The organism is Serratia quinivorans, assembly GCF_052113645.1.
GTDB lineage: Bacteria > Pseudomonadota > Gammaproteobacteria > Enterobacterales > Enterobacteriaceae > Serratia > Serratia quinivorans_B.
Genome location: NZ_JBIEIU010000005.1, coordinates 167,178 through 179,697 on the forward strand (window position 1 = coordinate 167,178; position 12,520 = coordinate 179,697).

The 12,520-nt window shown below is 60.1% G+C and carries 12 protein-coding genes; 7 read left to right on the forward strand and 5 right to left on the reverse strand.

Going from position 1 to position 12,520, the window contains the following annotated elements; genetic code table 11:
* Positions 1–19 precede the first annotated feature (19 nt).
* Complete coding sequence (locus ACGS9J_RS11885; RefSeq protein ID WP_442231111.1) at positions 20–1,279, forward strand: MFS transporter; 1,260 nt, start codon at positions 20–22, stop codon at positions 1,277–1,279.
* Positions 1,276–2,718 (forward strand): glycoside hydrolase family 32 protein, encoded by a 1,443-nt coding sequence (locus ACGS9J_RS11890; RefSeq protein WP_442231112.1) that lies wholly within the window; start codon positions 1,276–1,278, stop codon positions 2,716–2,718. The genes ACGS9J_RS11885 and ACGS9J_RS11890 overlap by 4 nt, the downstream gene beginning before the upstream one ends.
* A 56-nt stretch (positions 2,719–2,774) precedes the next feature.
* Here ACGS9J_RS11890 and ACGS9J_RS11895 read toward each other — a convergent pair whose 3' ends face one another.
* The 3 genes from ACGS9J_RS11895 to ACGS9J_RS11905 all read right to left on the reverse strand — a co-directional run bounded on the left by ACGS9J_RS11895 (position 2,775) and on the right by ACGS9J_RS11905 (position 5,787).
* Positions 2,775–3,776, reverse strand: a complete 1,002-nt coding sequence (locus tag ACGS9J_RS11895; protein ID WP_442231113.1) for a LacI family DNA-binding transcriptional regulator — start codon at positions 3,774–3,776, stop codon at positions 2,775–2,777.
* A gap of 77 nt (positions 3,777–3,853) precedes the next feature.
* Positions 3,854–4,417, reverse strand: coding sequence for a HutD/Ves family protein (locus ACGS9J_RS11900; protein ID WP_442231114.1), 564 nt, complete (start codon positions 4,415–4,417; stop codon positions 3,854–3,856).
* Positions 4,417–5,787 (reverse strand): formimidoylglutamate deiminase, encoded by a 1,371-nt coding sequence (locus ACGS9J_RS11905; protein WP_442231115.1) that lies wholly within the window; start codon positions 5,785–5,787, stop codon positions 4,417–4,419. The genes ACGS9J_RS11900 and ACGS9J_RS11905 overlap by 1 nt, the downstream gene beginning before the upstream one ends.
* A 176-nt stretch (positions 5,788–5,963) precedes the next feature.
* On the opposite strand from ACGS9J_RS11905, the gene hutC reads away from it, so the two are divergent.
* From hutC to ACGS9J_RS11925, 4 genes are all read left to right on the forward strand, one after another.
* Positions 5,964–6,719 (forward strand): histidine utilization repressor, encoded by a 756-nt coding sequence (gene hutC, locus ACGS9J_RS11910; protein ID WP_442231116.1) that lies wholly within the window; start codon positions 5,964–5,966, stop codon positions 6,717–6,719.
* A gap of 159 nt (positions 6,720–6,878) precedes the next feature.
* Positions 6,879–8,102 (forward strand): imidazolonepropionase, encoded by a 1,224-nt coding sequence (gene hutI, locus ACGS9J_RS11915; RefSeq protein WP_442231117.1) that lies wholly within the window; start codon positions 6,879–6,881, stop codon positions 8,100–8,102.
* Entirely contained in the window at positions 8,099–8,902 is an 804-nt protein-coding gene (gene hutG / locus ACGS9J_RS11920; RefSeq protein ID WP_442231118.1) for an N-formylglutamate deformylase, read from the forward strand. Before hutI ends, hutG begins: the two co-directional genes overlap by 4 nt.
* Before the next feature lie 280 nt (positions 8,903–9,182).
* Positions 9,183–10,718, forward strand: a complete 1,536-nt coding sequence (locus ACGS9J_RS11925; protein ID WP_442231119.1) for a serine hydrolase domain-containing protein — start codon at positions 9,183–9,185, stop codon at positions 10,716–10,718.
* 10 nt (positions 10,719–10,728) lie between these two features.
* Here ACGS9J_RS11925 and ACGS9J_RS11930 read toward each other — a convergent pair whose 3' ends face one another.
* Positions 10,729–11,259, reverse strand: a complete 531-nt coding sequence (locus ACGS9J_RS11930) for a chorismate mutase (RefSeq protein ID WP_442231120.1) — start codon at positions 11,257–11,259, stop codon at positions 10,729–10,731.
* Positions 11,260–11,371: 112 nt separating this feature from the next.
* Complete coding sequence (locus ACGS9J_RS11935; protein ID WP_442231121.1) at positions 11,372–11,863, reverse strand: anti-virulence regulator CigR family protein; 492 nt, start codon at positions 11,861–11,863, stop codon at positions 11,372–11,374.
* 462 nt (positions 11,864–12,325) lie between these two features.
* Here ACGS9J_RS11935 and ACGS9J_RS11940 point away from each other — a divergent pair, with 462 nt between their 5' ends.
* A complete protein-coding gene (locus ACGS9J_RS11940) occupies positions 12,326–12,505 on the forward strand; it encodes a hypothetical protein (RefSeq protein ID WP_442231122.1) in 180 nt (59 codons plus the stop codon).
* The last annotated feature ends 15 nt before the right edge of the window (positions 12,506–12,520 follow it).

Genomic DNA, 12,520 nt, shown 5'->3' on the forward strand with positions numbered 1-12,520 from the left:
CATCCATCAGGGCATCTCCATGAACCGCGAAACAAAAAAATATTATGTGCTCCTCAGCGGCCTGTTGTTTTTCTTCTTTTTTACCTGGTCATCCAGCTTTTCACTGATCTCCATCTGGCTGAACCAGAAGATCGGCCTGAAGGGCACGGAAACCGGTCTGATCTTCTCGGCCATGTCGATCATGGCGCTGTGTGCGCAACCGCTGTACGGTTTTATTCAGGACAAACTCGGGCTGCGTAAACATCTGCTGATGTTTGTCGGTGTGTTGCTGTTGCTCACCGGCCCGTTCTTTATCTACGTCTACGCCCCGCTGCTGCAAACCAATCTGGTGGCCGGTGCCTTGGTCGGCGGCGTGTTCGTCAGTCTGGCATTCAACGCCGGGATTGGCGCGCTGGAATCCTATACCGAAAGGGTCAGCCGGATCGTCGGCTTCGAATTCGGCCGGGCGCGCATGTGGGGGTCACTGGGCTGGGCCAGCGCCACCTTCTTCGCCGGTTTCATCTACAACATCAACCCCAATATCAATTTCTGGATCGCCTCGGCCTCGGCGGCGGTGTTTCTGCTGTTGCTGTGGCAGGTGCGTGAACTGAAACCCAACGCCATGGCCGGTCTGGAATACGGCAAACCGGAAAACCTCAAGCTGCAGGACGCGCTGGCGTTACTGTGCCTGCCGGGGTTTTGGGCGCTGGTGGTGTTCGTGCTCGGCACCAGCATCTACGGTGTGTTCGACCAGCAGTTCCCGGTGTATTTCGCCTCGCAGTTTGCAACGCACGAAGAAGGCAACCGCATGTACGGTTTCCTTAACTCGCTACAGGTGTTTCTGGAAGCCGGCGGCATGTTCCTGGCCCCCCTGCTGGTCAATCGCATCGGCATCAAACAGAGTTTGCTGCTGGCCAGCAGCGTGATGGCGCTGCGCATGTTCGGTTCCGGCTTCGCCAGCGGCGCACTGATGATTTCCGCCATGAAACTGCTGCACGCCGTAGAGCTGCCGATCCTGCTGGTGGCGATGTTCAAGTACATCACCACCCGCTTTGACAGCCGCCTGTCCTCGACGCTGTACCTGGTGGGCTTCCAGTTTATCAGCCAGATCGTCGCCGGCTTGCTGGCACCGCTGGCCGGTTACGGCTACGACCGCATCGGCTTTGCCGACACCTATCTGCTGATGGGCTGCGCGGTGGCCGGTACCACGCTGATTTCCTGCTTCCTGCTGCGCGGTGAAACCATCGTCCGCACGCCTCAATTTCAATCAACGATAAAAACAAGTGAGCCAATCCAATGAAAAATGCCTTAGCTCAAGCCGACCACGCGGTCGAAGCACTGCGTGCACAGCGTCAGGACGATTACTACCCGCAATTTCATCTGGCGGCCGCCGCCGGCTGGATCAACGACCCCAACGGGCTGGTGTGCATTGACGGCGTCTACCATGCGTTTTACCAGCATCACCCCTATGACCAGAACTGGGGGCCGATGCACTGGGGACACGCCACCAGCCGGGATCTGGCGCACTGGCAGCACCAGCCGATCGCCCTGGCCCCCGGCGACAGCTACGACAAAGACGGCTGTTTCTCCGGCTGCGCAGTGGATGATAACGGCGTACTGACGCTGCTCTACACCGGCCACGTCTGGCTGGGCAAAGAAGGCGATGACGATCAGGTGCGCGAAGTGCAGTGCCTGGCCACCAGCGAAGACGGGGTGCATTTCATCAAGCACGGCCCGGTTTTGACGCCGCCGGAAGGCATTCAGCACTTTCGCGATCCGAAAGTCTGGCGGGCAGGAGATCGCTGGTGGATGGTGGTGGGTGCTAAAGAAAATGGCTTGGGTCAGGCGCGGCTTTATCGCTCGAACGACCTGCGCGATTGGCAGTTCGATCGCGTGCTGGCCGGCGCGCAGTCGTCGCATCAGGGTTATATGTGGGAGTGCCCGGATTTCTTCCCGCTCGGCGAAAAACAGGCTCTGCTGTTCTCGCCGCAGGGGCTGGCGGCACAGGGTTATCGCCATCGCAACCGCTTCCAAAGCGGCTACCTGCTGGGCCACTGGCAGCCGGATGAGGATTTCAGCGTCACTCAGCCATTTTGCGAACTGGATGGCGGACACGATTTCTATGCACCGCAAACCTTCACTGCCGCCGACGGTCGACGCATGTTGTTCGCCTGGATGGACATGTGGGAATCCCCGATGCCGAGCAAGCCGCACGGCTGGGCCGGTGCGCTCACCCTGCCCCGTGAATTGACGCTGTCATGCGAAGGCAACGTGCTGATGAACCCGGCACGGGAGTTGACGGCGTTACGCGGTCAGCCACAGGCGTTTGACGCCCTGTCGGTGCGCAACCAACGGCAGCCTCTGGCTGACGGGGTGCAAGAACTGGCGCTGACGCTGAATGTGGCGGCCAGCGATGCTGAACGCTACGGCATTGCCATCGGCACCGCCGCACGCCTGTACGTCGACAATCAAGCACGTCGGCTGGTATTGGAACGTTTCAGTGAGGAGCCGGGCTTGTGCGGCTGTCGCAGCGTGCCGCTGCCGGAGGCTGATATTTTATCGCTGCGGATATTTATCGACCGTTCATCGCTGGAAGTGTTCGTCAATCAGGGCGTAGCCTGCCTGACCAGCCGCATCTACCCGAGCGACGGGCAACGCGGCGTCAGCCTGTTTGCCGAGAGTGGATTGGCGCAGTTTGGCGCGGCGCAGGCCTGGGAGTTGGAAAGCATTTGGGCGTGATCTGAGACGAAATCGATGTGCAGGGCGCGGCGGTGAATGAACTGCGCCCTGTAGGGTCACAGTGAGTCGCGCAGTAACAGCGGACAAGCCACCTTCACCCTGTCACTGTGATCCAATTGATTAATCAGATGCAGCGCCGCCTGGCGGCCCAGTTCGTAATGCGGCAGTTGCACCGTGGTCAGCGGCGGCAGGAACAGTTGACCGATGCCGACCATATTGTCATAGCCCAGCACCCCGACCTGCTGAGGGATTTTCCAGCCCTGCGCCAACAGCACCTGATAGACCAAAAACGCCACCCGATCGTTCCCGCACACCACCACATCGCAATCGCGCTGCCCCGGTGAAAAATGCCGTTCCAGCAAGGCCACGCTGTCGCGGTAATGCTCGTCGCCCTCGGTCAGATCGAGATGGTATTGCCGTAATTGGTCGACCTCGCCGCCTGCTTCACGCCAGGCGCGTTCCAGCCCGTGACGCCGCAGCCCGGCCGCCAGGGTACTTTCGGGCAGGTGAATGCACAGCGGCGCGCGATAGCCTTTGGCGATCAGCGCGCGCATGGCGTCATACTGGCCCTGCTCATCATCGGGAATGTAACTGGCTACCGGATGCTCCTGGCTGAGGCAGTTGGCCATCACCAGTTTTTTATCCAGCAATTTAGCCGGCACCGCCACCTGGCGCAGCCCCATGGTGGTGAAAATCACCCCGTCCGGGCGGTGCGCCAGCAGCAGATCTATGGTGTGTTCCGCGCTGTCGTCGGCAAACAGGTTGACCACAAAGCTGTTCCAGCCGTGTTCACGCGCCGTTTTTTCAATCGACAGGATCATCTCCACCGAGAAAGGCGTCGTCGCGGTATCCAGCGCCAGTACGCCGATAGTCTGTACCCGACTGCTGTCGCCGCGAATACGCCGCGCGGCGAGATCGGGCACGTATTCCAACTGGTCGATCGCCAGTTTGACGCGTTGGTAGGTTTCCGGCCGCAGCTTATCGGGCTCGTTGATGGCGCGGGATACCGTCATCAAGGATACCCCGGCAAGTTTTGCAACGTCTTTCAGCGAGGCCATGCGCCCTTCTCAATCTGGGATAATGTGGGATAGAAGTGCAGATCATCCCACAACTTAGCGCTGGACTCTAGCGCGGTTTAGCCGGGTGTGATATCGGCCCACAGAATGACGCTATCTTCCGCCAATGGCGTCAATCTGCCACTGAACTCGCCCGCAGACCACCAAGCCCCCTGCCGTGCGCCCAGCGTGATGCCGTCCGCCAACCGCCAGCGCCCCTGCAATACATACAGCACCCCGGCATGGGGTTCCGGCAAGGTGGTCGCCGCAGTGATGCGCTGCACATTGGCCGCCCGGCGGCCGCGCCGGGTCATGATATTGAAATCCTGGCTGCTGCCCCCCAGCAAGGTCGCGTGCAACGCCACATCGCCGGAGAAGGCGAAGGGTTCGCCGACCTGCGACAAATGATGATCAATCTGCCCAGCGCTGAACAGGTGCACGCCATCGCCTTCCAGCAGGGTGATCGAACGGTCGATGCCGCTGAAGGCTGAAAATGGGCCATCCTGCGCGATGGTGGCGATACTGGCACGCCAGTCAAAATCCTGTGCGCCTGACGGCCAGCAGGCGATCTCTCGGGTTTCCCCACCGCCATTGCGCCAGGGCGTGACCGGCAGTGAGTCAAAATCAAAACGCGTCAGGTTCATCACGCCTCCTGCTGAAAGGTTTTCAATACCTGCAAGAACGCCGCGCTACTCTGTTGCTGCAATGCGTGACGCCCCTGGTCGATCACCTGTCGCCCGCCGACAAACACATCGCGGATCTGTTCTTTGCCACCGGCGAACAACCAGCGGTTGAGAATCGAAGCGTCTGGCGCCGCGGCCAGATAAGGATCGTCACCGTCCAGCACCAGCCAGTCGGCACGGTAGCCGCTCTGCAGCCGACCGATCGGCGCGCCGCAAGCCTGCGCCCCGCCCTGCAGGGCCTGCTGGTAGAGAACGTCGGCCACGGCCGGTTGCTCCAGGGTGGTCAGGCGGTTACGACGCTGGTCGCGCAGGCGCTGGCCGTATTCAAACCAGCGCAACTCCTCCACCACGTTGAGCGACACATGACTGTCGGAGCCGATGCCCCAGCGCCCCTGCTGCTGCAAGTAGGCGTCGCCGGGGAAGATGCCGTCACCCAGATTGGCCTCGGTGGTCAGACACAGGCCCGCCACCGCCTTGCTGCGCGCCAACTGCTCCAGCTCATCGCGATCGAGATGAGTGGCGTGCACCAGACACCAACGCGCATCCACCGGCAGATGATCGAACAACCAGGCCACCGGACGACGACCGCTCCAGGCCAGGCAGTCGTTAACCTCTTTCTGCTGCTCGGCAATGTGAATATGCACCGGCAGCGAAGAGTCCGATGCCGCCAGGATCTGCTGCATCTGACTCAGCTCCACCGCCCGCAGCGAGTGGAAACATAGCCCCTGATTCTGCAACGGCTGGTCCGCCAACTGCCGTGCGATCGCCTGCTGTTGCGCCAGATAGCAGTCCGCATCCTGAATAAAACGCTGTTGCCCCGGCTGGGCAGGCTGACCGCCGAAACCGGCGTAGCTGTACAATACCGGCAGCAGGGTCATGCCGATCCCCGCCTGCGCCGCCGCCTGGCTGAGTCGGCCGGTCATTTCGCCGCGATCGGCGTAAGGCTGTCCCTCGGTGCCGTGATGCAGATAGTGGAACTCGGCGACCTGGGTATATCCCCCCTTCAGCATTTCGATATACAGTTGACGGGCGATCACCTCCACCTGCTCCGGCGTCAAGCGCTGCACCAGGCGGTACATCAGATCACGCCAGGTCCAGAAACTGTCCTGCGGGTTGCCCGCAACCTCTGCCAGCCCGGCCATCGCACGCTGGAAGGCGTGAGAGTGGAGGTTCGGCATGCCCGGCACCGCGTCGCCGTGCAGACGGGTACAGCCTTCGGGATCGGCGTCGGCAGTCACCTGGGTCAGGTAACCTTGCGCATCCACGTCCAACCGGACGTTATGCGCCCAACCTTCAGGAAGCAGAGCGCGTGAGGCAAAATAAGCAGGCATGGCAGTATTCCACTGTTAGTGTAACGGCTAATAACGCGCGATAATCGCGCATCCGAAAATACACGGGCCCAGCGCATTGCTGTGGCGCACCGGCCCCTAGTTGTATATACATATACATACGCCGACATCAACAGTAAACTGGTGTTATTATTTTTTTATTTGACGAGGTTAACGTCGTGGTTGATCAACAGACCGTGCTGCAACTGGCTGCTGCAATGAGCGATACCCCCGCCCCTATTTATCAACGGGTCAAGCAGGCGATCGTGAACCAAATCCGTGCAGGCCATTGGGTGGCGCACCAACGCGTCCCCTCGGAAAGCGAACTGGTGGCCGAACTGGGCGTCAGCCGCATGACCATCAACCGCGCGCTGCGCGAGCTGACCACCGAAGGCTACCTGATCCGCATGCAGGGTGTTGGCACCTTCGTCGCCGAAGCCAAGGCGCACACCGCGCTGCTGGAAGTGCATAACATCGCCGATGAAATCGCCGCCCGCGGTCATCGTCACAGCAGCAAGATCCTGCAGCTGAAAGCACGCTCGGCCAGTGAAGAAGAAGCGCTGGCGTTGGGTATTCAGCCTGGCCAACAGCTTTTCTATTCGCAGATTGTGCATTACGAAAACGACCTGCCGGTGCAGGTGGAAGACCGTTGCGTCAATCCCCTGATCGCGCCCGACTACATGAAACAGGATTTCGACCGCGTCACGCCCTATATCTACCTGACGCAGGCCGCACCGCTGACCGCCGGTGAGCACATCGTCGAAGCGGTGGTACCGACCCGCCAGGAGCGTGAGCTGCTGCAGTTGGAAGACCACGAACCCGGCCTGTTGATCCACCGCCGCACCTGGTCCGGCAAAACCGTGGTGACCTCGGCGCGCCTGCTGTACCCCGGCAGCCGCTATCAACTGTTCGGCCGTTTCACCAGCGAAGTCTGATCCCCTGCGGGTGCCGTTTTTGCACCCGCCCTTCCACAACGATCACATCCCGATAACAAATTTTTATCCCGCCCCTTGTGACAACTCGATGAATGCGCTAGGTTGTTTTTAATTGTATATACAACCATGTGGGAGCCACGGCTCCGGCGGAGAAAAGCCATGACCTCTGAGATTCACTGCGACAGCCTGTGGCACGGGGCCGATGTCGTCACCATGCGCGACGGCAAATATCACACCATCAGCAACGGCGCGATCGCCGTGCGTGACGGCAAGATTGTCTGGCTGGGCGAACATGCGGCGTTACCGGCAACCTTGATCGCGGATGAAACGGTGAAATTCGACGGCGGCATCATCACGCCGGGCTTGGTCGACTGCCATACCCATCTGGTGTTCGGCGGCAACCGCAGCGGCGAATTCGAACAACGCCTGAACGGGGTGAGCTATGCCGATATCGCGGCCCAGGGCGGCGGCATCATTTCCACCGTAAAAGCCACCCGCGACGCCGATGAAGAACAACTGCTGGAGCAAGCGCTGTTCCGGCTGCGCCCGCTGCTGGCGGAAGGCGTAACCTGCGTGGAGATCAAATCCGGTTACGGGCTGACGCCGGAAAGCGAACTGAAAATGCTGCGCGTGGCACGCAAGCTGGGCGAACTGTTGCCGGTGGAAGTGAAAACCACCTGTCTGGCAGCACACGCGCTGCCGCCTGAGTACGCCCAGCGCGCCGACGACTATATCGATTTGGTGTGCAACACCATCATTCCACAGGCCGCCGCCGCCGGACTGGCGGATGCGGTGGATGCCTTCTGCGAGCATCTGGCGTTTTCGCCGGCGCAGGTGGCACGGGTATTCGCCGCCGCGGAAAAAGCCGGTCTGCCGGTGAAACTGCACGCCGAACAACTTTCCGCCCTGGGCGGCAGCGAATTGGCGGCACAGCACCATGCGCTTTCCGCCGATCACCTTGAATACGCGACCGAACAGGATGCCCGCGCGATGGGCGATGCCGGCACCGTTGCGGTGCTGCTGCCGGGGGCCTATTACCTGCTGCGTGAAACCCAATGCCCGCCGGTCGATCTGTTCCGCAAACACGGGGTGGCCATGGCGATCGCCAGCGACGCTAACCCCGGCACCTCACCGGCGCTGTCCTTGCGGTTGATGATCAACATGGCCTGTACGCTGTTCCGCCTGACGCCGGAAGAGGCGCTGGCGGGGGTAACGGTTCACGCGGCCAAAGCGCTGGGCCTGCAGGCCAGCCAGGGCACGCTGGAAACCGGCAAGCGAGCGGATTTCGTGCACTGGCCGCTGTCGCGTCCGGCTGAACTGGCTTATTGGTTGGGTGGACAACTGCCCTGTACGGTGATTTTCCGAGGAGAAGTACGTCAATGACCATTCGCGATGCTTTTGATTTCCACGCCGGCAGCCTGCCGCTGCTGATCAGTGTTCCCCACGCCGGCACCCGATTGACGCCGGCCGTCGAGGCCGGCTTGACCGACGAGGCACGGCCGCTGCCCGACACCGATTGGCATATCCCGCAGTTGTACGACTTTGCCCGCACCATGGGGGCCAGCGTACTGGTCGGCAATTATTCCCGCTTCGTGATCGACCTCAACCGCCCGGCCGATGACAAACCGCTGTACACCACCGCCACCACCGGCCTGTATCCCGACGTGTTGTTTGACGGCCGCCCGAGCTTTCTGCCCGGTAAAGCCCCATCAGACCAAGAGCGTGCCGGCTATCTGGAGCAGATCTGGCAGCCGTACCACCAACAGCTGCAAGACGAACTGGCACGTCTGAAAGCCAAGCACGGTTATGCGCTGCTGTTTGACGCGCACTCAATCGCTTCGGTGATCCCACGCTTGTTCGACGGCAAACTGCCGGACCTCAACCTGGGCACCAACGGCGGCGAAAGCTGCGCCCCGGCGCTGAGCGATCGTCTGGTCGCCTGCTGCGAGCAGCAACACCAATTCACCCACGTGCTTAACGGCCGCTTCAAAGGCGGTTACATCACCCGCGCGTATGGCCGACCGCAAGAGCAACAGCATGCCATTCAATTGGAGCTGGCGCAGGTGAACTACATGTCGGAACAGTATCCGTTTGCCTTTGAACCCCAGCGCGCGGCGTCCCTGCAGCGCCTGCTGAAACAAATGATCGACAGCCTGCTGGCCAGTGGCGGTCAGCTGCATTAATCCTGTTCGACTCTGATGCGGGGTGACGCTGGTGCCCCGCAGCAACCTTGCCTTCTCCGCACTCCGCAGCCCCCTCTTTAGCCTCCTGAGTTTGTGGCACACCTCTTGCTACCTCCCGGTCACCCTTTCGATTTGCGTACTGCATCGCAATTTTGATTGAAAATCACCGGATCTGGTCGGAACAGCGCACAAAACAGCGGCCCACCGATCGTCCGGTACGCGACAATCTGGCGAAAAGCCCGTCGAGGCACAAATTGACAAGAATACTCTGGAGGCCCCTATGTCCGAAATCCCGCTAAACTGGCGCACCGCTCAGGCCGTCGCCGATCGGCTGCTGGCTGATTGGCAATCCGACAACCAACCCGGTGGGGCGATAACCCTGTTCGACGCTGCACAAATGCGGGCGACCGCCTGTGCCGGACGGGCCGATCTGACGCAAAACACCCCCTTTACCGCAGACAGCGTGGTGCGTTACGCCTCGGTCACCAAACATATTTTCGCCGCGCTCGCGCTGAACGCCACTGACCACGCCCTGAGTCTGGAAGACCGCCTGGGCGATTTGCTGCCCGAGCTGCATGCTCCGCTGGCGGAGGTCACCGTAGGCCAGGCACTGGACATGACCAGCGGACTGCCTGACGTGCGTGAAACGCTGGGGCTGTTGGGGATTTCGGTACACACGCGCAGCGAGGCGCAACCGATTATGCAGTTCCTGCAGGGGCTTGGCGGGCTGAACTATCCGGCCGGCAGCGAGATCACCTATACCAATACCGGCTACCGGCTGGTTGAAGCGGCCCTGCAGGCCAAGGGGTATGACTTCGACAAACTGGTGCAACAGCACATCGCCCAGCCGTTGCAGGTGCAATTACGGGCACCGGAAAGCTGGTATGACGTGGTGCCGGGCTTGGCCCCCGGTTACTGGCACGCCGAACAGGGTTGGCAGTTGGCCAGCGCCGGTTTGCACCTTTCCGCCTCCGGCAGCCTGACCGGCAGTGCCAATGCCCTCACCCGCTGGCTGCAAACGCTGCTGGCCGATCAGGGCCCTGGCCGCGGCGTCCTCGCGCAACTGAGCGCGCCGCGCCGGCTCGACCAGGGGCAGCTCAGCGCTTACGGGCTGGGGCTGGCGCAAACGCCGCTGGGGGAACACCGCTTGTTGGGCCACGGCGGTTCGCACGCCGGCTACAAAACGTATTTCCTGTTGGCGCCCGATCGGCAGGCCGGTGTTGCGCTGGTGGCTAACCGCGAAGACTGCGACAGCTTTGGCATGGTGCTACAGGTGATGGCCGCCTTGCTGGGCGAAGCACTGCCGGAACGCAGCACCGCCATTCCCGACGGCGTTTACACCACGGTGGCAGAGCCTTACTGGCTGGAAGTGAAAGACGGCAACGTCGCCTATCTGGGAAGTGATGAGCCGCTGTATCAGGCCGATGACGGCTACGCGGTATCGCTTTGCGCCCATATGCCAATGCGGCTGAAATGGACCGGGGAAGCGGTTGAAGGTGAAGTGTGCCACGTGCCGCGCCGCTTTTTGCCGGTCACCGCCAACCGCGACTGCCTGAAACACGTGCAAGGCCTGTGGTATCACCCGCAGTACCGTACCGCCTTTGAGATTTGCGGTGACCGGATCCACATTGGTGTGGGTCCGGCGGCGCAAACCGGGACTATCAGCTCACTGGGCCAGGGCCGCATGCTGGTCGAAAGCCGCGACGGCCCGTGGTTGAAACGCTTTTGCCTGTATTTTCGCGGCTACAGCGTGGATTTGATCGCCAATCGCAGCCGGGTGCTGACCTTCCAGCGCAGCAACGTCGGTCGCGATTAGCGCTCTCGGCTCACCCTGCCTTGGCGGCCCTGACGGCCAATAAGGCGGTAAATAGCCGTTGCTTGTCGGCCTCGCTGAGGTTGTTCTGATCAAGGGCCTGAATAAAACGGCTGCGTGCGGCCTCCGTCAGCGGCCCGGTTTTCAACTCCTGAGCCAGTCGCTGCAAAATACGGCTGCTCAGCTCGGCGATCTGCGGCCGCACCTGATCGAGTGGGCGTGGCTGCCAGTCGCTTTCCGGCTGCGCCAGCCAGTCCGCGCGATAACGGTATTGAATCGCCTTGGCGGCGTCCATTTGCGCCACGATAAACGCCCGCACCGAAAGCGGATCCAAACCTAACCGCCCTGCCTCTGCCTGAGTGCTTGCCAACACCTTGGCTTCCTGCGCCAAGTCCTCGATCGGCAAATGCTGCTGCGCCTTGTAACCGGCCACGTCTTTCATATAAGCCAGCCGCTGATTGACCAGTTCACCCAGCGCCGTCCCCCCGTCCGCCAGCGCGGAAAAGCTGACCAGACAGCAGGCAATCAATAACATCCTGAACATCACAATTTCCTTATGCAGCGAAAATATCAGCAAAAGAGTTCACCACGATCCCCTGCTGCAGGCAAATAAAAAGCCCCGCCGAAGCGAGGCCTTAAAGCAGAATGACAGAAAATTAATCAAACACGCCGTTGATGACCGAAGCGACCAGAGCGGTACTCAACGCCACCAGCACCAGATCGTCACCGGCGATACGCCACTCATAGCCCGGATAATAAGGCAGATCGTGCAGCATTGAGGACGGTACCATTTTTTTGGCGATGCCCGGTGGCAACGGCTTGCCACGCGCCAGATTTTTGGCGATGCCCGGCGGCAAAGAACGGTAGCCGGTCAGGCCATAGTTTAATGCCAAAGAACGCGCTCGCTCATGGGAAATACTGACGGAAACCAACCCATGGTCGCTGTCGTTGCCTTTGGCCTTATTGCCATGTTTACCATTGTTGCCGTTATTACCATTATTACCGCTATTGCCGTGATTACCGCTGTTGCCATGGCCATTACCGCCGCCGTTGCCATTGCCCCCTTTATCGGCCAGCGCCGGTGTGGATGACAGGCCCAGCGAGGCAATCAGTGCCAACACTGTGAGAGTAGTACGACGTTTGCTCATTTTGTGACTTCCTGCGTGGGTTATTACATTCACTATAGATGTAATTTCCCCCATAAAGCATGAGGAAAACTCCGAGATATTGCCCGTTTGAGAAGCCGACAGTCAGGCCAGATGACAGAAGATTATCCCAACGCAAAACTATTCGAAAAAACCGAATTTCAGTCTAAGATTTTTCTTGCAGCGAAATAAGCCATGCAGTAGTTTGGCTAGGTCACAAAAAAGAGTTAGCCTGCTCTTTTTCGTCGCACCTCAAATCATCTTTTTATCACCCAAAGTGATATCACTGAATGCTTCCCGCCTCTCCGTGCGGGATTCTTTTTTACCCTGGCATCGACATTGGATGCACCATGGCGGTGCTTTTTGTTGAGATTTGGTTGCCAATACTTTAAATTCGGCGTCTGAGAAACCTTAACCTCCCACGGTGGCCAGTTGGCAACGGGTGGGCGTTCAGGAGCAAAAGACATGCAAATGACCCTCATGGAATACATCACGCAGCACTTTAATGGCGATCTTCACCGCTACGCGCAATCCGAAGGCGTTAGCCGTGAACAAATCATCAATTGGATCGATAATGAATGCCACGTAATCAAAGGACGATTATTTATGCCGGTGCGGCATCTGCCCGGTGAACACGCGCAGTGATGACGAAAAAAAACC

Coding starts and splice junctions, on each gene's coding strand:
- ACGS9J_RS11885 (WP_442231111.1), top strand. CDS start 20: ATGAACCGCGAAACAAAAAAATATTATGTGCTCCTCAGCGGCCTGTTG.
- ACGS9J_RS11890 (WP_442231112.1), top strand. CDS start 1,276: ATGAAAAATGCCTTAGCTCAAGCCGACCACGCGGTCGAAGCACTGCGT.
- ACGS9J_RS11895 (WP_442231113.1), bottom strand. CDS start 3,776: ATGGCCTCGCTGAAAGACGTTGCAAAACTTGCCGGGGTATCCTTGATG.
- ACGS9J_RS11900 (WP_442231114.1), bottom strand. CDS start 4,417: ATGAACCTGACGCGTTTTGATTTTGACTCACTGCCGGTCACGCCCTGG.
- ACGS9J_RS11905 (WP_442231115.1), bottom strand. CDS start 5,787: ATGCCTGCTTATTTTGCCTCACGCGCTCTGCTTCCTGAAGGTTGGGCG.
- hutI (WP_442231117.1), top strand. CDS start 6,879: ATGACCTCTGAGATTCACTGCGACAGCCTGTGGCACGGGGCCGATGTC.
- hutG (WP_442231118.1), top strand. CDS start 8,099: ATGACCATTCGCGATGCTTTTGATTTCCACGCCGGCAGCCTGCCGCTG.
- ACGS9J_RS11925 (WP_442231119.1), top strand. CDS start 9,183: ATGTCCGAAATCCCGCTAAACTGGCGCACCGCTCAGGCCGTCGCCGAT.
- ACGS9J_RS11930 (WP_442231120.1), bottom strand. CDS start 11,259: ATGTTCAGGATGTTATTGATTGCCTGCTGTCTGGTCAGCTTTTCCGCG.
- ACGS9J_RS11935 (WP_442231121.1), bottom strand. CDS start 11,863: ATGAGCAAACGTCGTACTACTCTCACAGTGTTGGCACTGATTGCCTCG.
- ACGS9J_RS11940 (WP_442231122.1), top strand. CDS start 12,326: ATGCAAATGACCCTCATGGAATACATCACGCAGCACTTTAATGGCGAT.